Annotated in this window: 21 protein-coding genes; 13 read left to right on the forward strand and 8 right to left on the reverse strand. The window is 71.9% G+C overall.

Going from position 1 to position 18,595, the window contains the following annotated elements:
• Positions 1-281 precede the first annotated feature (281 nt).
• The 9 genes from ACFY9S_RS37980 (at position 282) to ACFY9S_RS38020 (ending at position 6,467) form a co-directional block, all read left to right on the forward strand.
• Entirely contained in the window at positions 282-2,627 is a 2,346-nt protein-coding gene (locus ACFY9S_RS37980; RefSeq protein ID WP_391138302.1) for an ATP-binding cassette domain-containing protein, read from the forward strand.
• 219 nt (positions 2,628-2,846) lie between these two features.
• Entirely contained in the window at positions 2,847-3,170 is a 324-nt protein-coding gene (locus ACFY9S_RS37985) for a gas vesicle protein GvpO (RefSeq protein WP_391138305.1), read from the forward strand.
• Between the two features lie 37 nt (positions 3,171-3,207).
• Entirely contained in the window at positions 3,208-3,666 is a 459-nt protein-coding gene (locus tag ACFY9S_RS37990; protein ID WP_391138308.1) for a gas vesicle protein GvpJ, read from the forward strand.
• Positions 3,663-4,430, forward strand: a complete 768-nt coding sequence (locus tag ACFY9S_RS37995; RefSeq protein WP_391138311.1) for a GvpL/GvpF family gas vesicle protein — start codon at positions 3,663-3,665, stop codon at positions 4,428-4,430. The genes ACFY9S_RS37990 and ACFY9S_RS37995 overlap by 4 nt, the downstream gene beginning before the upstream one ends.
• Before the next feature lie 4 nt (positions 4,431-4,434).
• A complete protein-coding gene (locus tag ACFY9S_RS38000) occupies positions 4,435-4,698 on the forward strand; it encodes a gas vesicle protein GvpG (RefSeq protein ID WP_391138314.1) in 264 nt (87 codons plus the stop codon).
• Positions 4,695-5,039 carry a gas vesicle protein GvpJ gene (locus ACFY9S_RS38005; protein WP_391138317.1) on the forward strand — a complete coding sequence of 115 codons (345 nt, stop codon included), beginning with the start codon at positions 4,695-4,697 and terminating at the stop codon, positions 5,037-5,039. The genes ACFY9S_RS38000 and ACFY9S_RS38005 overlap by 4 nt, the downstream gene beginning before the upstream one ends.
• Positions 5,036-5,932 (forward strand): GvpL/GvpF family gas vesicle protein, encoded by an 897-nt coding sequence (locus tag ACFY9S_RS38010; protein WP_391138319.1) that lies wholly within the window; start codon positions 5,036-5,038, stop codon positions 5,930-5,932. Before ACFY9S_RS38005 ends, ACFY9S_RS38010 begins: the two co-directional genes overlap by 4 nt.
• A complete protein-coding gene (locus tag ACFY9S_RS38015) occupies positions 5,929-6,177 on the forward strand; it encodes a gas vesicle protein GvpJ (RefSeq protein WP_391138321.1) in 249 nt (82 codons plus the stop codon). The genes ACFY9S_RS38010 and ACFY9S_RS38015 overlap by 4 nt, the downstream gene beginning before the upstream one ends.
• Positions 6,174-6,467, forward strand: a complete 294-nt coding sequence (locus tag ACFY9S_RS38020) for a gas vesicle protein K (protein ID WP_358321453.1) — start codon at positions 6,174-6,176, stop codon at positions 6,465-6,467. Before ACFY9S_RS38015 ends, ACFY9S_RS38020 begins: the two co-directional genes overlap by 4 nt.
• A 157-nt stretch (positions 6,468-6,624) precedes the next feature.
• Here ACFY9S_RS38020 and ACFY9S_RS38025 read toward each other — a convergent pair whose 3' ends face one another.
• From ACFY9S_RS38025 to ACFY9S_RS38035, 3 genes are read right to left on the reverse strand one after another with little or no spacing between them, the layout of a single operon-like run.
• Entirely contained in the window at positions 6,625-7,371 is a 747-nt protein-coding gene (locus ACFY9S_RS38025) for a succinate dehydrogenase/fumarate reductase iron-sulfur subunit (RefSeq protein ID WP_391138324.1), read from the reverse strand.
• Positions 7,368-9,317: a fumarate reductase/succinate dehydrogenase flavoprotein subunit gene (locus tag ACFY9S_RS38030; protein ID WP_391138325.1), complete on the reverse strand. Its 1,950-nt coding sequence runs from the start codon at positions 9,315-9,317 to the stop codon at positions 7,368-7,370. The genes ACFY9S_RS38025 and ACFY9S_RS38030 overlap by 4 nt, the downstream gene beginning before the upstream one ends.
• A gap of 2 nt (positions 9,318-9,319) precedes the next feature.
• Positions 9,320-10,027, reverse strand: a complete 708-nt coding sequence (locus tag ACFY9S_RS38035) for a succinate dehydrogenase (protein WP_391138327.1) — start codon at positions 10,025-10,027, stop codon at positions 9,320-9,322.
• An 82-nt stretch (positions 10,028-10,109) separates the two neighbouring features.
• On the opposite strand from ACFY9S_RS38035, the gene ACFY9S_RS38040 reads away from it, so the two are divergent.
• Entirely contained in the window at positions 10,110-10,994 is an 885-nt protein-coding gene (locus tag ACFY9S_RS38040) for a LysR substrate-binding domain-containing protein (protein ID WP_391138329.1), read from the forward strand.
• 46 nt (positions 10,995-11,040) lie between these two features.
• On the opposite strand, the gene ACFY9S_RS38045 is transcribed toward ACFY9S_RS38040, so the two are convergent.
• On the reverse strand, positions 11,041-11,634 hold the full coding sequence (locus ACFY9S_RS38045) for an AhpC/TSA family protein (protein WP_391138331.1): 594 nt from the start codon (positions 11,632-11,634) through the stop codon (positions 11,041-11,043).
• 110 nt (positions 11,635-11,744) lie between these two features.
• Between ACFY9S_RS38045 and ACFY9S_RS38050 the strand changes: the two genes are divergently transcribed.
• Positions 11,745-12,359 (forward strand): TetR/AcrR family transcriptional regulator, encoded by a 615-nt coding sequence (locus ACFY9S_RS38050; protein WP_102911492.1) that lies wholly within the window; start codon positions 11,745-11,747, stop codon positions 12,357-12,359.
• A 34-nt stretch (positions 12,360-12,393) separates the two neighbouring features.
• On the opposite strand, the gene ACFY9S_RS38055 is transcribed toward ACFY9S_RS38050, so the two are convergent.
• From ACFY9S_RS38055 to ACFY9S_RS38070, 4 genes are all read right to left on the reverse strand, one after another.
• On the reverse strand, positions 12,394-14,538 hold the full coding sequence (locus ACFY9S_RS38055) for an EAL domain-containing protein (protein ID WP_391138333.1): 2,145 nt from the start codon (positions 14,536-14,538) through the stop codon (positions 12,394-12,396).
• Positions 14,535-15,347 carry an SAM-dependent methyltransferase gene (locus ACFY9S_RS38060; RefSeq protein WP_391138335.1) on the reverse strand — a complete coding sequence of 271 codons (813 nt, stop codon included), beginning with the start codon at positions 15,345-15,347 and terminating at the stop codon, positions 14,535-14,537. The genes ACFY9S_RS38055 and ACFY9S_RS38060 overlap by 4 nt, the downstream gene beginning before the upstream one ends.
• A 328-nt stretch (positions 15,348-15,675) precedes the next feature.
• The gene (locus ACFY9S_RS38065) at positions 15,676-16,671 is read right to left on the reverse strand and encodes an SCO0930 family lipoprotein (protein WP_391138337.1); all 996 of its coding nucleotides are present in this window, start codon (positions 16,669-16,671) and stop codon (positions 15,676-15,678) included.
• 292 nt (positions 16,672-16,963) lie between these two features.
• Entirely contained in the window at positions 16,964-17,152 is a 189-nt protein-coding gene (locus ACFY9S_RS38070) for a hypothetical protein (protein WP_391138339.1), read from the reverse strand.
• A gap of 247 nt (positions 17,153-17,399) precedes the next feature.
• Here ACFY9S_RS38070 and ACFY9S_RS38075 point away from each other — a divergent pair, with 247 nt between their 5' ends.
• Together ACFY9S_RS38075 and ACFY9S_RS38080 are read left to right on the forward strand one after the other, a co-directional pair.
• Positions 17,400-17,594 (forward strand): hypothetical protein, encoded by a 195-nt coding sequence (locus ACFY9S_RS38075; protein ID WP_391138341.1) that lies wholly within the window; start codon positions 17,400-17,402, stop codon positions 17,592-17,594.
• A 54-nt stretch (positions 17,595-17,648) separates the two neighbouring features.
• Positions 17,649-18,383 (forward strand): DUF4239 domain-containing protein, encoded by a 735-nt coding sequence (locus ACFY9S_RS38080; RefSeq protein ID WP_180989860.1) that lies wholly within the window; start codon positions 17,649-17,651, stop codon positions 18,381-18,383.
• Positions 18,384-18,595 lie beyond the last annotated feature (212 nt).

The raw sequence follows: 18,595 nt of genomic DNA on the forward strand, positions 1-18,595 counted from the left end.
CCTCGGACAGCGTGATCTCCACGGCGGAAGGGCCCGGATGCGGCATACCAACAGGCTACTTACTAACCCTCAGGATTTCTGGCGCATCACACTAGTGCCGCGGCAGGCAACGTTTGCCCGTCAAGGAGCGGCGTCCGGTGCGTGCTCTCGGCGTGCCGGCCGGAAGTCCTCGTACTGGATGTACTTGGGCTTTCGGCCGGTGCGGCGAGAGTGCGTGCCGGGCGTCGCGACGGGGCAAGCGTTGCCTGTCGCGGCACTAGATCCGGTTAGAGTCGTCTCCCATGCACGACCGCGACCCCCATGACCCGTTCGTCCGTGTCCGCGGCGCCCGCGAGCACAACCTCCGGGGCTTCGACGTCGACATCCCCCGGGACGTGCTGGCCGTGTTCACCGGCGTGTCCGGCTCGGGAAAGTCGTCGCTGGCGTTCGGCACGATCTACGCGGAGGCGCAGCGGCGCTACTTCGAGTCGGTCGCGCCGTACGCGCGCCGACTGATCCACCAGGTCGGCGCGCCGAAGGTCGGGGAGATCACCGGACTGCCGCCGGCCGTGTCGCTCCAGCAGCGCCGCGCCGCCCCCACCTCGCGCTCCTCCGTCGGAACGGTCACCAACCTCTCCAACTCCCTGCGGATGCTGTTCTCCCGGGCCGGCACCTACCCGCCCGGTGCCGAGCGGCTCGACTCCGACGCCTTCTCCCCCAACACGGCGGTGGGTGCCTGCCCGGAGTGCCACGGGCTCGGGCGGGTGCACCGTACGAGCGAGGAGCTGCTGGTCCCCGACCCGTCGCTGTCGATCCGCGACGGGGCGATCGCCGCGTGGCCGGGAGCCTGGCAGGGCAAGAACCTGCGGGACATCCTCGACGCGCTCGGCCATGACGTGGACCGGCCGTGGCGGGAGCTGCCCACCGGCGAGCGGGAGTGGATCCTGTTCACGGACGAGCAGCCGGTGGTCACGGTGCATCCGGTGCGGGACGCCGAGCGGATCCAACGGCCGTACCAGGGCACCTACATGAGCGCCCACCGGTACGTGATGAAGACGTTCTCGGACTCCAGGAGCCCGGCCCTGCGGGCGAAGGCCGAGCGGTTCCTCACCAGTGCGCCCTGCCCGGCGTGCGGCGGCAGCAGACTGCGCCCGGAGGCCCTGGCGGTGACGTTCGGCGGCCGGACCATCGCCGAGCTGGCGGCACTGCCGCTGGTAGAGCTGGCGGCGGGGCTCGACGGGACGTCGGAGGCAGCCCGGGTCCTCACCGACGACCTGCGGTCCCGGATCGCGCCGGTCGTCGAGCTGGGCCTCGGCTACCTCAGCCTCGACCGGCCCGCTCCCACGCTCTCCCCGGGCGAGCTGCAGCGCCTGCGCCTCGCCACCCAGCTGCGCTCCGGGCTGTTCGGGGTCGTCTACGTCCTCGACGAGCCGTCTGCCGGACTGCATCCGGCGGACACCGAGGCGCTGCTCACGGTGCTGGAGCGGCTGAAGACGTCCGGGAACTCGGTGTTCGTGGTGGAGCACCACCTCGACGTCATGCGCGGGGCCGACTGGCTGGTCGACGTGGGTCCGGCAGCGGGTGAGCACGGCGGACGCGTGCTGCACAGCGGCCCCGTTGCCGAGCTGGCGGGCGTCGAGGAGTCGGCGACGGCCCGCTACCTGTTCGGCGGCTCCCCCGCCCCGGACCGGGACGTGCGCGAGGCGACCGGGTGGCTGAAGACCGGCCCGGTCACCCGGCACAACCTGCGCGGCGTGACAGCCACGTTCCCGCTCGGCGTGTTCACCGCGGTGACCGGGGTGTCCGGCTCCGGCAAGTCCACGCTCGTCGGCGAGATCACACAGGACTCGGCCGGTGTGGGCCGGCTGGTCTCGGTCGACCAGAAGCCGATCGGCCGCACGCCGCGCTCGAACCTCGCCACGTACACGGGCCTCTTCGACGTCGTACGCAAGGTGTTCGCGGCCACCGACGGGGCCCGCGAACGCGGCTTCGGCGTCGGGCGGTTCTCCTTCAACGTGGCGGGCGGGCGCTGCGCGACCTGCCAGGGCGAGGGGTTCGTCAGCGTGGAGCTGCTGTTCCTGCCCAGCACGTACGCGCCCTGCCCGGACTGCGGCGGAGCCCGCTACAACCCTGGGACGCTGGAAGTGACGTACCAGGGGCGGAACATCGCGCAGGTACTGGATCTGACGGTGGAGAGCGCGGCCGGGTTCTTCGCGGACACCCCGGCCGTGGCACGCAGTCTCGCCTCCCTGCTCGACGTCGGCCTGGGCTACCTCCGCCTCGGCCAGCCCGCGACCGAGCTCTCCGGCGGCGAGGCCCAGCGCATCAAGCTGGCGAACGAACTGCAGCGCGGCCGACGCGGCCACACGCTCTACCTCCTCGACGAACCCACGACGGGCCTCCACCCGGCGGATGTGGACGTCCTGATGCGCCAGTTGCACGGCCTCGTCGACGCCGGGCACACCGTGATCGTCGTGGAGCACGACATGTCCGTCGTCGCGCGCGCGGACTGGGTGATCGACCTCGGCCCCGGCGGCGGTGACGCGGGCGGCCGCATCGTGGCGGCCGGACCACCACGAGACGTCGCCCGGTCACAGGACGGCCGGACGGCCCCTTACCTGGCGCGCACGCTCTCCGGGAGCCACTGAGCACCTCCGGTGCGGGCAGCGCGGGGCGGCACGCACGTCCTCCTCGTTCCGGGCGAGGGCGAGGGCGACGGCGTAGCGGGGGCCGTGGGCTGCGCGGGGCGGTGGACGGTCAGTACGCCGGTCATGAACGGGTTTGTTGAACGGCTCCCTCCCGTGGGTGCGATCCGGATGGCCTAGCTGCACACGCGCCCACCGGCTCCTGCGGCGAGAGTGAGCTGCATGACCGAAACCGGAGCCGGCGAGCGACGCAAGGGCTCGGCCCCGCCCACCAAGCGCCGGCGCAGCGTGGGCGGTGCCGGGGAGGCGGCCCGGCGCGCCGCAGAGGCGCTGACGGAGCTGATCCGCCACCGGCTCGAAGGGGTTTCCGCGGTGTGCCGGGGCGAGGACGACGGCTGGATCGTCGACGTCGACGTGCTCGAACTGGCGCGCATCCCCGACACCACCAGTCTGCTCGCGACGTACCGGGTGGAACTGGACGCCGCCGGGGAGCTGGTGCAGTACCGCCGGGTCGCGCGCTTCCGGCGCGGCGCCCAGGACCAGTGACCGGACCGTCGCAACAGCCCACCGGAAGGACCGCCGCATGACCGTCTACAGCGACGAGATCGTCTGTGCGCCCCGCGCCGGAACGCTCTACGACGTACTGGAGCTGATTCTCGACCGCGGCATGGTGATCGACGTCTTCGTGCGCGTCTCGCTGGTCGGGATCGAGATCCTCAAGGTCGACGCGCGCATCGTGGTCGCCAGCGTCGACACGTATCTGCGTTTCGCGGAGGCGTGCAACCGGCTGGACCTGGAGCACGACGCGCGCTCCAAGACCGTGCCCGAGCTGTTCGGCGGACCGGTCGCGAGGAGCGTCGGCAAGGCGGGCGCCAAACGCGCCGGCCGCTCCCTGACGGACAAGGTGCGCGACGTGCTCACGCCGGAGGACGACACGGGCGACGACGACGCCCCCACCGAGTCCGCCCCGCGGCCGGCACGCAAGCGCCGCGGTGACGACGACCGCCCGCGGCCCCGGCGCCGCAAGGCCGAGGAGGAATGACCGTGACGGCCACCGCCGCCCTCACCACCGCCGGCACGCTCGGCACCCTGTACGTCTACGGCATCGCCCCGGCGGGCGTCCGGCCTCCGCGCGCACCCGGCGTGGACGGTGCGGCGGTGCGGCTCCTGACCGAGGGCGGGCTGTGCGCGGCGGTCTCGGACGCGCCCGCGTCCGTCCGGGCACGGCGACGCGACCTGATGGCCCATCAGGCGGTGCTCGGCGAACTCGCCGACCAGGGCCCGGTGCTGCCCATGCGGTTCGCCGTCCTCACTCCCGACGCGGAGGCGCTGTGCGGCCAACTGCGCACCGAGTGCGCCGGCTTGGCGGCCCAGCTCGACGCGGTACGGGGCTGTGTCGAGATGAACGTGAAGGGCGCCGTCGTGCCCGGCTGCTTCGCCGACCTGGTGCACCGGGACGACAGCCTGCGCGAGCTCGCCCGCCGGACCCGGCGCAACCCGGGCTACGAGGCGAACGTGCGGCTGGGCGAGGCGCTCGCCAAAGGCGTGGCGCGCGAGGGCCGGGGCGCGGCGCGGGAGGTGCTGGCCCGCCTGGCCCCGCTCGCCGTGCGCACGGCGCCGGGACCGGTCGACGACGAGCAGGTGCTCAGCGCGTCGTTCCTGCTGCGTCGCGCCGACGAACAGCGCTTCCGGGAGGCCGTGGCCGCGCAGGCGCGCGACTTCGGGGACAGGCTGGCGCTCAGTCTGACCGGTCCGCTGCCGTGCTACAGCTTCGTGGACGCGCCGTCCGCCCCGTCCGGCCGGTGACGCGGTGGGACTCGTGACCGGGCTCCTGCTGCTGCCGCTGGCCCCGGTGCGCGGCACGCTCTGGGTCGCCGACCACCTGCTGCGGGAGGCCGAACGCCAGAGCGGCGACCCGCGAGCGGTGCAGGCACGCCTGGCGGCACTCAACCGGGCCCTGGAGGAGGGCGCCATCGACGAGGCGGCCTTCGAGGAAGAGGAGGAGCGGTTGCTCGCACGCCTCGACAGTCCCGTGCGGTACACCGGCCGCCGGCCCCGCGGAGGTGCCTCGTGACCGAACTCGGCACATGGCCCGCGGGCCCGGGAACGCAGCCGGCCGGGCCGCCCTCCGGAAGCCTCGCGGACCTGCTCGAACGCGTCCTGGACAAGGGCATCGTCATCGCGGGCGACATCAAGATCGACCTGCTCGACATCGAACTGCTCACCATCCGGCTGCGCCTGTTCATCGCCTCGGTCGAGACGGCCAAGAAGGCGGGCATCGACTGGTGGGAGACGGACCCGGCGCTGTCCTCGCGCGCCGCGCGTGACGCGCTCAGCGAGGAGAACGCACGGCTGCGCGCCCGGCTCGAAGCCCTGGAGGAAGCCGGCCCCGAGACCACGGAGGCGGTCCGATGAGCACGACCCGGACCGACCGGGTGGCCGCGCGAGAACCGGACGAGCCGCGCCCCGCCGTGCACCGGGCAGCCGCACGGCAACCTGACGAGCCGCGCTCCACCGTCACCTGCGTGTTCGCCGTGACGGAAACCCATCCGCCGGACGAGGTGGTCACGGCGACGCCCGGCCATGACGGCGGTGGTCCGCTGCGGGTCCTGGCCGCCGGTTCGCTGTACCTGACCGTGCAGGACGTGCCCGCGGCGGCCTTCGGCGAGGAGGCGCTCGCGCAGCGGCTCAACCGGCCCGCGGAACTGGAGCGCTGCGCCCGCGCCCACCACCGGGCCGTGGAGACGGCCGCGAGCGCGGGCCCCGTCGTGCCCCTGCCGATGGCGACGCTGTATCTGGACGACCGAAACGCCGTACGGGCCGTGGCCGCCCGGGAGGCGCCCCTGCGCGCCCTGCTGGACCGGCTGCGGGGCCGTGCCGAGTGGGCGGTGAAGGTGCACGGGCCGGGCAGCGGGCACGCGTCCGCGGCCGCCGGGGACGGGCCGGCCGACGGGCGTTCCTATCTGCGCCGGGCGAGTGCCCGGCGGCGCACCGAGCGCGAGACGCGCGAGCGGGCGCTGGAGCAGGCCCACGCCGTCGACCGGGAGCTGCGGCGCTACGCCGCCGCCGCGACGCGGCACCGGCCGCAGAGCGAGCAGCTGACCGGCAGGAGCGTCCCGCAACTGCTCAACGCGGCCTATCTGGTCGACGACGGACAGCGCGCCGAGTTCGTCCGGGCCGTCGGCGAACTGGCGCGCGACGCCCACCGTTCGGCCGTGGAGGTGACCGTGTCGGGCCCATGGATCCCGTACTCCTTCGCCCGGTCGGACGAGGTGGAGTGCGCCGCGCACCGGGAGGCCGGCGCATGACCGTGCCGGTCGCCGGCGGTGCCGACCGCACGCCGGTGCCCTGGGACGGCCCGGAGCCGTACGCGCCCGTGGGCGTGCCGCTCGTCGACCTGCTCGACCGGGTGCTGGCGACCGGTGTCGTGGTCAGCGGCGACGTGGTGCTGGCCATCGCCGACGTGCCGCTGGTGCGGATCTCCCTGCACGCCCTGCTGGCGTCGGTCGGCGAACGGGTGCCCGCGCCCTGGCCGGACAGCGGGCCGCTGTGACCGCGCCGCGCACCCACGCACTGGACCTGGATCCCGAGCGGGTGACGAACGATCTGGCGGCTCTGGTACTGACCGTGGTGGAACTCCTGCGGCAGCTCATGGAGCGTCAGGCGGTACGCCGTTTCGACGAGGGGACGCTCAGCGCCGAGCAGGAGGACCGGCTCGGCACCGCGCTGATGCTGCTGGACGAGCGCATGGACGAGTTGTGCGAGCAGCACGGGCTGCGGCGCAGCGACCTCAACCTGGACCTCGGCCCGCTGGGCCCTCTCCTCGCGGATCCCGGGCGGTGACACGGCATACGAGACGGGGCCGGAAGAGCACCACTCCGGCCCCGCCCGTCCGCACCTGTCGGCGAACGTTCACTGCGACCCCCCGGGTCGCGGGGAATTGCGCGATCAACCACGACGCACCCGCGGCCGCCGCAACCCCGAAGCCCCTACGGCGGCGCTACCGCTGCACCTTCCGCGCCGCTCGCAGCCACTCCTTGTTCATGCTCGTGATGGACATCAGCGGGATGCCCTTCGGGCACGCGGTGGCGCACTCGCCCGCGAGCGTGCATCCGCCGAACCCCTCCTCGTCCATCTGCTCCACCATGTCCAGCACCCGCGTCTCGCGCTCGGGCGCCCCCTGCGGCAGCACGTTGAGATGGTTGATCTTCGCCGAGGTGAACAGCATCGCCGCCCCGTTCGGGCAGGCCGCCACGCACGCCCCGCACCCGATGCACTCGGCGTTCTCGAAGGCGAAGTCGGCATCCGGCTTCGGCACCGGCGTGGCGTGCGCCTCGGGAGCCGCCCCCGTCGGCGCGGTGATGTACCCGCCGGCCTGGATGATCCGGTCGAAGGCCGACCGGTCCACGACGAGATCCTTGATCACCGGAAACGCCGACGCCCGCCACGGCTCGACGTCGATCGTGTCGCCGTCCTCGAACGACCGCATGTGCAGCTGGCACGTCGTCGTCCGCTCGGGACCGTGCGCGTCGCCGTTGATGACGAGCGAGCACGCGCCGCAGATGCCCTCGCGGCAGTCGTGGTCGAAGGCGACGGGGTCGTCGCCCTTGACGATGAGTTCCTCGTTGAGCGTGTCGAGCATCTCCAGGAAGGACATGTCGGGCGAGATCCCGTCCACCTCGTACGTGGACATGGTGCCGTCTGCGTCGGCGTTCCGCTGCCGCCAGACGCGCAGGGTGAGCTTCATGCGTAGCTCCGCTGGGTGGGGTGGACGTACTCGAAGACCAGGTCTTCCTCGTGCAGGACGGGAGCTTCGCCCGTGCCGGTGAACTCCCAGGCGGCGGCGTACGCGAACCGCTCGTCGTCGCGGGCGGCCTCGCCGTCCGGCGTCTGGGACTCCTCGCGGAAGTGACCGCCGCAGGACTCCTCGCGGTGGAGCGCGTCGAGGCACATCAGTTCGGCGAGCTCCAGGTAGTCGACGACGCGGTTGGCCTTCTCCAGCGACTGGTTGAACTCCTCGCCGGTGCCGGGCACCTTGATGCGCCGCCAGAACTCCTCGCGGATCTGCGGGATGCGTTCCAGCGCCTTGCGCAGCCCCGCGTCGGTGCGGGCCATGCCGCAGAACTCCCACATGAGTTCGCCGACCTCGCGGTGGAAGGAGTCGGGGGTGCGGTCGCCGTCTACGGACAGCAGGAGGTTGAGGCGGTCCTGCGTGCCGGCCAGCACCTCCTGGACGTCGGGGTGTTCGTCGGTCACCGCGTCGTGGTGGGGGTTGCGGGCCAGGTAGTCGTTGATGGTCGAGGGGAGGACGAAGTAGCCGTCCGCGAGTCCCTGCATCAGCGCCGAGGCGCCGAGGCGGTTGGCACCGTGGTCGGAGAAGTTGGCCTCACCGACCGCGAACAGTCCGGGGACGGTGGTCTGGAGGTCGTAGTCGACCCACAGGCCGCCCATCGTGTAGTGCACGGCGGGGTAGATCCGCATCGGCACCACGTACGGGTCCTCGTCGGTGATCCGCTGGTACATGTCGAAGAGGTTGCCGTACTTGGCCTCGACGGCGCCCCGGCCCATGCGCTCGATGGCGTCGGCGAAGTCGAGGTAGACGCCCTGGCCGCCGGGGCCCACTCCCCTGCCCTCGTCGCACACGTTCTTCGCGGCGCGCGAGGCGATGTCCCGCGGGACGAGATTGCCGAAGGACGGGTAGATGCGCTCCAGGTAGTAGTCGCGCTCGTCCTCGGGGATGTCGTTCGGGGGCCGCTGGTCGCCCTTGGCCCTGGGCACCCAGATGCGGCCGTCGTTGCGCAGCGACTCGCTCATCAGCGTCAGCTTGGACTGGTGTTCGCCGGTGCGCGGGATACAGGTGGGGTGGATCTGGGTGAAGCAGGGGTTGGCGAACAGGGCGCCGCGCCGGTGGGCCCGCCAGATGGCGGTGGCGTTGGAGTTCATGGCGTTCGTCGACAGGTAGAAGACGTTGCCGTAGCCGCCGGAGGCGAGGACGACGGCGTCCGCGAAGTACGTGTCGATCTTCCCTGTGACCAGGTCCCGGGCCACGATGCCGCGCGCCCGCCCGTCGACGACGATCAGGTCGAGCATCTCGGTGCGCGGGTGCATCTCGACGTTCCCGGCCGCGATCTGCCGGCTGAGGGCCTGGTAGGCGCCGAGGAGGAGCTGCTGGCCCGTCTGACCCCGGGCGTAGAAGGTCCGCGACACCTGCACCCCGCCGAACGACCGGGTGTCGAGCAGGCCGCCGTACTCGCGGGCGAACGGCACGCCCTGGGCCACACACTGGTCGATGATCTCGACGGAGATCTGGGCGAGCCGGTGCACGTTGGACTCGCGGGCCCGGAAGTCGCCGCCCTTGACGGTGTCGTAGAACAGGCGGTGGACGGAGTCGCCGTCGTTGCGGTAGTTCTTCGCGGCGTTGATGCCGCCCTGCGCGGCGATGGAGTGGGCGCGGCGGGGCGAGTCCTGGTAGCAGAACTGAACGACGTGGTAACCCTGTTCGGCGAGGGTGGCCCCGGCGGAGCCGCCGGCCAGGCCGGTGCCGACGACGATCACGGTGTGCTTGCGCCGGTTGGCGGGGTTGACCAGCTTGGCCTCGAAGCGGCGCTTGTCCCAGCGCTCGTTGATCGGCCCGGTGGGGGCCTTGGTGTCGGCGACCGGTTCACCGGTCGTGTAGTCGGCGTAGGAAGTCATGTTCAGCTCACCACTCCGGTCATGACGCCCACGGGTACGGCGATGAAGCCGACCGTGAGCAGCAGCGCGAGGACATCGGCGGCGGTCTTCAGGACGCGGTCGCGGGTGCGGCTGCCCATGCCCAGGGTCTGGGCCGCGCTCCAGAAGCCGTGCCGGACGTGCAGGCCGAGGGCGAGCATCGCGACGATGTAGACGACGTTGCCGTACCAGGTGGAGAAGGTGTCCACGACGTTCTGGTACGGGTGGCCCTCCTGGAAGCCGCCGGAGTGCACGGTGCCGGTCGTCAGGTCGAGGATGTGCCAGACGATGAACAGCCCGAGGATGACGCCGCCCCACCGCATGGTGCGGGTGGCGTAGGAGGTCCGTGCCTTCTTGTGCACGTACTTGCTCGGCCGTGCCCTGATGTCGCGGCGGCTGAGCTGGTACGCCGAGGTGGCGTGCGCGACGACCGCGACGACCAGCACGATCCGGACGAGCCAGAGTGTCCACTCGTAGTGCATGAACGGCTCGCCGACAGTGCGCAGCCAGTGCGCGTAGTGGTTGAACTCTCCTGCCCCGAAGAAGATCTTCAGGTTTCCGATCATGTGGACGACCAGGTACAGCAGCATGATCAGACCACTGACCGCCATCACGGTCTTCTTGCCGACGGTGGAGTCCCACACGGTGCGTGCGAGGGACGGCCGTCGGTCCGTCCGCGTTGCCAGAGCCATACGGAGCACGCTACGGACGCCCGGCCGATCGGTCCAAGACATGGTCCGGCTTGATTCCATAGGCTGGGGCTATCGTGGGAGGATGCAGTTCCAGCAACTCCAGTACTTCGTGGCCGTCGCCGAGACCCGGCACTTCACCCGGGCCGCCGATCTGGTCCATGTCGCGCAGCCGTCGCTGTCGCAGCAGATCAAGGCGCTGGAGCGGGAGTTGGGCGCGGACCTGTTCCAGCGCGCCCGGGGCAACATCACGCTCACGGACGCCGGGGAGGCGCTCCTCCCGCTGGCCCGGCGCATCCTGGCCGACGCGGACACCGCGCGGCAGGAGGTGCAGGAGCTGGCGCAGCTGCGGCGGGGCCGGGTGCGGCTGGGCGCGACGCCGAGCGTGTGCACGGGTCTGCTGCCGGATGTGCTGCGGGCCTTTCACGATCGTTATCCGGGGATCCGCCTGCTGATCGAGGAGGGCGGGTCGCACGACCTGGTGCGGGAGCTGGCACGGGGAGCGCTGGATCTGGCGCTGGTCGTGCTGCCGCTGCCGACGCCGGCACCGGCGCTGACCACGGTAGAGCTGTTGCGGGAGGATCTTGTGGTGGTCTCGTCCCCGGACGCGCCGGGGCCCGGCCGCGGGAGGCGTACGGTGCGGGTCTCCGACCTGGAGGGTGAGCGGCTGGTGATGTTCCGGCACGGGTACGACCTGCGGGAGCTGACCGTGGCCGCGTGTCGCACCGAGGGCTTCGAGCCGGACTTCGCGCTGGAGGGCGGGGAGATGGACGCGGTGCTGGGGTTCGTGCGGGCGGGGCTGGGAGTAGCCGTCGTGCCGCGCATGGTGGCGGCGCGGTCCGGCCGCGGGCTGCGGGTGACTCCCCTGGCCCGGCCCGGACTGCACCGGACCATCGCCCTGGCCCACCGTAGCGATGTGGCTCCGCCCCGGGCGGCGCGGGAGTTGCAGCGGATGCTGCTGGAGCGGTGAGGCGCTCGTGGCAGGCCGGCGCCTGGGGCATGGCGTGCGGCTGCGGCTACTGGGCCGGGGGGTGGTCGGCGGCCGGCCGGTGGGAGGACGCCAGGTGCAGGAGTTCCTCGACCGGCCACTGGTCGTAGACGTGTTCGCCGTACTTGGCGGCGACGACCCGGCCGCCGGGGGCGATCAGGAAGTCGGCGGGCAGGCCGAGCCTGCCGCCGGGCTGGCTGGTCGCGGGGAGGCGCTCGCGGCCGCGGGCGACCTCCCAGCCGCCACGCAGCACCGCACGGACGACCGGCCCCCAGGCGCGCGGGCTGAGCAGCGCACGGGGAGCCGACTCGACGCCGAACTCGACGTACAGCCGCTTGCCGGGGTCGGCGACAACCGCGAAGGGCAGGTCGGTGGTGTGCCGGCGCAGCTCCTCGGCGGGCGAGTGGAAAACGACGACCTCACGGACGCCGGCGGCCTCGATCTCCGCGTGCCGGCGGACCACCGACCGCAGGTGCAGATGGCACACCGGGCAGCCGGCGAACCGCCGGAACTGGAGGTGGATCAGACGCTCAGGATCGGGGACGGCGACCGCGTCCCCGGCGACGGTGGTCATCCGGCGTCCGATGACGGTGGAGCCGGGCCGCACCGGCCGTGCGGGCATGCGCATGAGCATGAGTGCTCCCTGGGTAGGTGTACGGCGTACTCCTACGGAGTGTAGGCGTATGCCGTACACCTAACAAGGTAGGCGTATGACGTACGCTGATCGTCGCCATGCCACGTCCCCGCTCACTCAGCCATGCCCGACTCGCCTCGGCCGCCCTCGCCGTGATCGACCGCGACGGGCTCGCCGGACTGTCCATGCGCTCGGTCGCCAAGGAACTCGGGATGAGCACGATGGCGCTCTACCGGTACGTGGACGACCGGGAAGAGCTGGAGAGGCTCGTCGTCGACCTCGTCCTCGGCACCGTGGACACCGAGCCCCCCGCTCCCGGCGCCCCCTGGCCCGAACGCATCGAGGTGCTGGTGCGGCGGCTGCGCGACGCCGTCGCCGCCCACCCGCAGATCGTGCCCCTGACCGTCGCCCACCGGCACCGGTCACTCGCAGGGCTGCGCTGGTCGGAGTCGGTGCTCGGCGTGCTGACGGAGGCAGGGTTCGACGGCGACCGGCGGGTGGTCGCGCTGCGGGGCCTGCTCGGGTACGTCATCGGCGCCATCCAGCTCGAGCACCTCGGGCCCCTGTCCGGCGAGGGCACGGTCGCCATCAGCGAGCTGCCGCCCGACGCCTTCCCGCACATGACGGAGACCGCCCGTCACGCCCGGAAGGTCAGTGCCGACCGGGAGTTCCTGGGCGGTCTCGCGCTGCTGCTGCGCGGACTGGGCGCCTGACCCGGTCCCGCACGGCCGCCGGTCGCCCCGGGCGTCAGCCCGTCGCGTCCACCAGCGCCAGCTCGTGCAGCCGCTCCGGCGGCCCCGGGCGGGCGTAGTACCAGCCCTGGGCCGTGTCGCAGCCGAGTATCCGCAGCTGTTCGGCCTGCGCGCCGGTCTCCACTCCCTCGACCGTCACGGCGAGGTCCAGACTGTGGGCCAGCGAGACGATGCCCTCGACGATCTTCAGATCGACCGGGTCCGCCGGGAACTGCTGCATGCTCTGGGTGAAGGACCGGTCCAGCTTCAGGATGCTCACCGGCAGCCGGCGCAGGTTGGCGAGGTTGGAGTAGCCCGTTCCGAAGTCGTCCAGGGCGATGTCGACGCCCATCTCGGCCAGCCGGCGCAGCGGCTTCAGCAGATCGTCGTCCGCGCCGATCAGCGCCGACTCGGTGACCTCCAGGCACAGCGCGTCCGGCTCGACGCCCGTGCGCTCCAGGATGTCGACCGTGTCCTGGACCAGCCCGGGATGCGTCAACTGGCACGGCGACAGGTTGACGTTGATCCGCAACGGCCCCATCGCCTCGGCGCCGCCGCGCAGTTCCCGCCACTCACGGGCCTGGCGCACCGACTGCTCCAGGACCCAGCGGCCCAACGGCACGATCAATCCGGTGTGTTCGGCGAGCGGGATGAACCGGTCCGGGCCGAGCACCCCGTGCTGCGGGTGCAGCCAGCGCACCAGGGCTTCCGCGCCTCGCACACTGCCGTCGCCGAGATGCACCAGCGGCTGGTACTCGATGAAGAACTCGCCACGCTCCAGCGCCGTCGGCAGCGCCGTGGTCAGCCCGTGCCGCGTGATGGCCCGGGCGTCCGCCTCCGGGTCGGCGAGTTCGAAGCGGTTGCCGCCCGCCGACTTGGCCCGGTACATGGTGATGTCCGCACTGCGCAGCACCTCCGCCGGGCTGCGTTCCCCGGCCGGGCCCTCGACGATGCCGATGCTGCCGCGCACGGTCAGCTCCCGGCCGTCGACGCTCACCGGCGCGAGCAGCGCGTTCATGATGCGCCCGGCGAGCTCGTCGACGTCGCGCTGGGTGTCGGACCCGGTGGTCAGCGCCACGAATTCGTCGCCGCCGAGCCGCGCGACCATCTCGCCGGGCGCCGTGGCGCAGGACTGCAGCCGGTCGGCGACCTCCACCAGCAGCCGGTCCCCGGCGGCGTGGCCCAGGCTGTCGTTGATGGTCTTGAAACCGTCGAGGTCCAGGTAGCACAGCCCGAAGCGCTGGCCTTCCCCGGCGCCCAGTGCCTTCTCCAGGCGCTCGAAGAAGAACGTGCGGTTCGGCAGGCCGGTCAGCGCGTCGTGCGTGGCCTCGTAGCGCAGCCGCAGGTTCAGCAGCCGCCGCTCGGTGGTGTCCTCCATGAGGGCGAGCTGGTACTGCGGCTCGCCGTCCGCGTCCCGCAGCAGGGAGACCGTCAGGTTGGTCCACAGGACGGTTCCGTCCGGGCGGTGGAACGCCTTCTCCAGGTGGTAGTGCTCCCGGTCGCCCCGCACGAGTTCTTCGTAGAGCCGCCAGGTCTGCGGAGCGTCGTCGGGGTGGGTCCACTCGCGGACGTTGCGGCTGCGCAGCGTCTGGTCGGAGACCCCGAACATGCGCAGCAGCGCGCCGTTGACCTGCAGTATGTTGCCGTCGAGGTCGGCCATGCCGATGCCTATGGCCGCGCCCTCGAAGACGGCGCGGAAGCGCGCCTCGCTCGCGTGCAGGGCCTGGGCCACCACCCCCTGCGCCTTGAGGGCGGCCTGCGCGATGGCTTCCTGCTCGGCCAGGGTCCGCTCGCGCAGCGCCCGGGCGAAACCGGCGGCCATCGCGTGCTGGAGCCGTGCGCACCGGGCCCGCAGGCCCTCCTGGTCGCCGTCGCCGCCGCAGTACAGCACCAGGTAGGCGTCGACGCAGTCCAGGGTGCGGCTGAGCGCCTCCGGGTCGGTGCAGTGGGCGTCCACGAGGGCGGCGCCGACCGCCCTGCCCGCGTCGGAGTCGAAGGCCCGGGCCCGCAGTGCCTCACTCAGCCGCCGGGCCAGCGGCAGCAGGTGTTCCTCGAACTCGGGGCGGGTCGACGACGTCGAGGTCACCGGGAAGACGGCCCGGCTCCAGATCGTCGCGAATCTGCGCAGTCTGTCCTCCGGCCCGTCCGGTTCCGCGGTCACGCCGTACGCCCCACGCCCGCGAACCCGGAGAACGCATAAGGATCCTCGTCCTCCGGTGCGGTGTCGGGCCGCCAGCGCGGCATCGCCACCAGTCCGGGTTCCACCATGTCGTACCCCTCGAAGAACCGCGCGATCTCGTCGCGCGAGCGCATGATCAGCGGGTTGCGGATGCCCTCGTACACGTCCACCGCGCCCCCGGCCCGCTCCGGCGGCAGGGGGATCCCCTCGTAGGAGGCGTGGGTGAGCACGAGCAGGCTGCCGGGCGCGAGCGCCCCGCACAGTTCGGCCACGGCCCGGTACGGGTCGTCCTCGTCTTCCACGAAGTGCAGTATGGCAACGAGGAGCAGCGCCACTGGCTGATTCAGGTCGATCAGCCGCTCCACCTCGGGGCTGTGCAGGATCTCCTGGGGCTTGCGCAGGTCCGCGGCGACGACGCCCGCGTCGTCGTTGCCTTCCAGGACGGCCTGGCTGTGCGCCACGGCCACCGGGTCGTGGTCGACGTACACCACTCGCGCGCCGGGGCGGGCGGCCTGCGCCACCTCGTGCACATTGCCGAAGGTGGGGATGCCGGAGCCGATGTCCAGGAACTGGGTGAGGCCCTGGCCGGCCGCGTAGCGCACGGCGCGGCGCATGAAGGCGCGGTTCGCCTGCATGATCTTGGGGAGTCCCGGCATGAACTCCATGGCCCTGCGGGCCGCTTCGCGGTCGACCTCGAAGTTGTGCGATCCGCCCAGGTAGTAGTCGTACATCCGGGAGACGCTGGGCACCGAGATGTCGATGCTCCGTGGGGCCCAGGCGGGACGCTCCATCTATCTCTCCAAGGCGTAGGCGATCCGGTGTTCGAGCAGAGGCTACTGATCGCCCGCCAACGGAGCGACCCGAAACGGAAATTGACCATCCGTTCCCGGTCACTGCCTGCGGCACGTGCCGAATTGATACCCCGCCGTATGACCTTCGAACACATGACGAACGGCGTTCGAGGCATTTCGGAGTTCCGGCCCGGAAGGGTAAAGATGTTAGCAATTCGATGAGTTCAGGTGAAGCACGGCAAAACGGTCCGCCCCTCCGTGGGGCACGGAGGGGCGGACCGGGTCTGCGCTTCGGGTGGACGAGACGATCAACCCTGGGGAGGTTTCTCTACTTTTCCGAGGCGCCGACCGGCTTCCCGTCGGGACGCATGGCGTACCAGGTGCCGCCGACGCCCTGGCCGTTGGTGTCACCGGCCTTCTTGTCGCCCGCGAAGGTGTAGATCGGGATGCAGTCGATGGTCTGCTGCTTGATGCCGTCAGGGCGGTCGAAGACGACGTAGCCCCGGTTGGGCGTGGACCCCTGAAGGTCGATCCCCTTGGTGTCCTTCTCGTCGACCGGTGCGATGACCGGCCACTTCTCCAGACAGTCGCCGGTGCACGCGGTCTTCATCGGCCACTGCGAGTCCTTCATGAACCGGTAGACCGTCATGCCGTTCTTGTCGATGACGATCTCGCCCAGCTTGGGGTCGTTGCGGGTGGACAGTCCGGGCAGTGCCTCGGTCCCCTGGGCGCCGCCAGCCACGCCGCCCTGTGCCTTCTTGCCGTCCGGGGCGAGCGCGTACCACTTGCCGCCCACACCCTGGCCCTTGACGTCGCCGGCGTTGACGTCCTTGGCGTAGCGGTAGGCGGGCCAGCCGCCGACCGTGAGCTGCTTGGTGCCGTCGGCCCGGGCGACCGAGCCGAGCAGCGCCTTGTCGATGCCCTCGCCGGCCTCGGCGTCGTCGGCCGGAACCGGCGGCCATGTCTTGGCGCAGTCACCGTCGCAGTTCGACTTGGGCGGCTGTTCGGTGTCCTGGTCGAACCGGTACAGGGTGAGGCCGAGGCTGTCCGTGACCACCTTGCCGACCTTCTCGGCGGTGGAGACGGAGAGCTTGCCGGCGGGGTTGGAGGGGCTGGAGGCGCTGGGCGCGGCCGGCTGACCGGCCGCGGCGCCACCCGCCGCGCCCGCGGTGCCCGAGCCGATGCTTCCGTAGTCCCCGGGCGCGGCCGTGGCGCCCACGTTCTGGCTGGCCGCCGGTGGGCTGTCCTGACCGCACGCCGTCGTCAGCGCCAGGACCGCCGCGGCGCTCGCCACGAGTGAGGCGCTCCGCCAGGAGGTCTTCATCGTCAACTCCCCATAATCGCAAGGGTGTTGCAGCGCCCTGCTGCGCCGCCGCACGGTCATGAGTACGCACGGGGGCACCGATTGTGTTCAACCGGCGGCCAAATTTCTTTTCGCGATGCCCGATGAGCCCCGCTCCGAGCCGTACGCACGTACACATCGAGCTCCCTGCGGGCGACCGCTGATCAAACCGACGACACCCGAGGATCCCTCTTTCGGGGCAATCCCCTTGCGCCCCGGCACGTCCTGGCGTCACAGGGCTCATGATCTTCGTCGTGCATGGACCCCTCTCGAATCAACCCGCCCTTGCGGCGCGGGCCTTGGCTGCGGCGACGCTGACCTGGGCGCTCGTCGGCGCACCGGCCGGGGTCGCGGTGGCCGACGCCTGCGCGTACGCCTCGACGGGGCCGGACGGCACCGAGGCGGTGGCGTACGCCGGAAGCAGGAAGACCTGGCCGACCAAACCGCCATGCCCGCCACCCACACCGAGCCCCTCCCCCACACCGAGCCCGCCCCCGACCCCGGCTCCGCCACCCAAGCCGACGCCCCCGCCCAAGCCGACGCCCCCACCTAAGCCGACCCCGTCGCCCCAGCCGCCGCCTCCACCGAAGCCTCCGCCGCCCGAGCCGACCCCCACGGCCGAACCCGCGCCGCCGCCGCCCGCGGCCCGGCCGGCGCCGGCCACGCCCCGGCCCGCCCCGGAGCCCGTGCCGCCCGTGCCCGCTCCCCCGGTGCCCGCTCCCCCGGCACCGGCTCCGCCGGCCACCCCCGCGCCGCGTCCGTCCGCGACGCCCGTGCACTACCCGCGCTACCGCGCCTCGCCTCCCCGGCCACGGCAGGCGACAGGCGCGATGTCGCCGCTCACCTTCGTCCTGCTCGTCACGGTGCCCGCGGTGGTGGCCGTCGCCGCGCTGCGCGCGCGCTGATCCCTGAAGCCCTGGAGGTATCCCTTGCCGGAATGGCTTGTTCTCACCCTCGCGATGCTGGCCGCCTGCGCCGTCGTGGTCATCATCACCTTCGTACGGCACCGCGCGGCGCCCGAAGACGAGGACCCCAGTGAGACTCCGGACGTCATCGAGTACATGACGATGTGGATCGGCGTGGTCTACGCCATCGTCCTGGGTCTGGCGATCGCCGGTGTCTGGGAGGGACGCAGCGCCGCGCAGGACCATGTCCAGGCCGAGGCGACCGCGCTGCACGAGATCTCCGAGCGGGTGCGGGTCTATCCGACGGAGGAACGCGACCGCATCCGGGACGACATCCGGACGTACGTGAGCCATGTCGTGACCACCGAGTGGGACACCATGGCCGACAAGGGCGAGGTCACCGAGCGCGGCGCCCGGCTCTTCGAGCGGATCCGCCAGGACGTCACCGACTACGAACCGGCGACGGACTTCGAGGCCCAGGCCTACCAGCCGCTGATGGACCAGGTGACCGCAGCGAGCCAGGCGCGGATCGCCCGGGCGGAGTCGACCGGGGAGACCATGCCCGGCGTCGTGTGGTTCGGGCTGATCGCCGGGGCCGTCGTGACCATCGGGATGATCTTCGCGCTGCAGATTCGCAGAACGACCCGCGAACTGGTCCTGGCCGGGCTGTTCTCGGCGCTGATCGCCTTCCTGCTGTTCCTGATCTGGGACTTCGACTCCCCCTACAGCAGGGGCGTGACCGCCTCGGCCGACCCGTTCCTGAGCCTCTTCCCGGGCGTCGGGGACTGACGGCGCCTCGCAGCACGGATTCAGGCCGGGGGGCGCGCGACACACCGTCGCCGTCCCCCGGCCGCGTGGGCGGCGTTCCCCCGGTCGGCCCACATCCATGCCCCATTCGCCCTACTGCGATCGCGCCACCCCGCACGCTTTCCTAGCGTTTCGGGCATCGAGGTGCATTTGTGACGTGAGCGGAACAGGTCCGCGGCTGCTCCTCGGGGACC

Origin of the sequence: Streptomyces sp. NPDC012474, from assembly GCF_042955185.1 — a bacterium.
In the GTDB taxonomy this organism is placed as follows: domain Bacteria; phylum Actinomycetota; class Actinomycetes; order Streptomycetales; family Streptomycetaceae; genus Streptomyces; species Streptomyces cahuitamycinicus.

Coding starts and splice junctions, on each gene's coding strand:
- ACFY9S_RS37980 (WP_391138302.1), top strand. CDS start 282: ATGCACGACCGCGACCCCCATGACCCGTTCGTCCGTGTCCGCGGCGCC.
- ACFY9S_RS37985 (WP_391138305.1), top strand. CDS start 2,847: ATGACCGAAACCGGAGCCGGCGAGCGACGCAAGGGCTCGGCCCCGCCC.
- ACFY9S_RS37990 (WP_391138308.1), top strand. CDS start 3,208: ATGACCGTCTACAGCGACGAGATCGTCTGTGCGCCCCGCGCCGGAACG.
- ACFY9S_RS37995 (WP_391138311.1), top strand. CDS start 3,663: ATGACCGTGACGGCCACCGCCGCCCTCACCACCGCCGGCACGCTCGGC.
- ACFY9S_RS38010 (WP_391138319.1), top strand. CDS start 5,036: ATGAGCACGACCCGGACCGACCGGGTGGCCGCGCGAGAACCGGACGAG.
- ACFY9S_RS38015 (WP_391138321.1), top strand. CDS start 5,929: ATGACCGTGCCGGTCGCCGGCGGTGCCGACCGCACGCCGGTGCCCTGG.
- ACFY9S_RS38025 (WP_391138324.1), bottom strand. CDS start 7,371: ATGAAGCTCACCCTGCGCGTCTGGCGGCAGCGGAACGCCGACGCAGAC.
- ACFY9S_RS38030 (WP_391138325.1), bottom strand. CDS start 9,317: ATGACTTCCTACGCCGACTACACGACCGGTGAACCGGTCGCCGACACC.
- ACFY9S_RS38035 (WP_391138327.1), bottom strand. CDS start 10,027: ATGGCTCTGGCAACGCGGACGGACCGACGGCCGTCCCTCGCACGCACC.
- ACFY9S_RS38040 (WP_391138329.1), top strand. CDS start 10,110: ATGCAGTTCCAGCAACTCCAGTACTTCGTGGCCGTCGCCGAGACCCGG.
- ACFY9S_RS38045 (WP_391138331.1), bottom strand. CDS start 11,634: ATGCCCGCACGGCCGGTGCGGCCCGGCTCCACCGTCATCGGACGCCGG.
- ACFY9S_RS38050 (WP_102911492.1), top strand. CDS start 11,745: ATGCCACGTCCCCGCTCACTCAGCCATGCCCGACTCGCCTCGGCCGCC.
- ACFY9S_RS38060 (WP_391138335.1), bottom strand. CDS start 15,347: ATGGAGCGTCCCGCCTGGGCCCCACGGAGCATCGACATCTCGGTGCCC.
- ACFY9S_RS38065 (WP_391138337.1), bottom strand. CDS start 16,671: ATGAAGACCTCCTGGCGGAGCGCCTCACTCGTGGCGAGCGCCGCGGCG.
- ACFY9S_RS38080 (WP_180989860.1), top strand. CDS start 17,649: ATGCTGGCCGCCTGCGCCGTCGTGGTCATCATCACCTTCGTACGGCAC.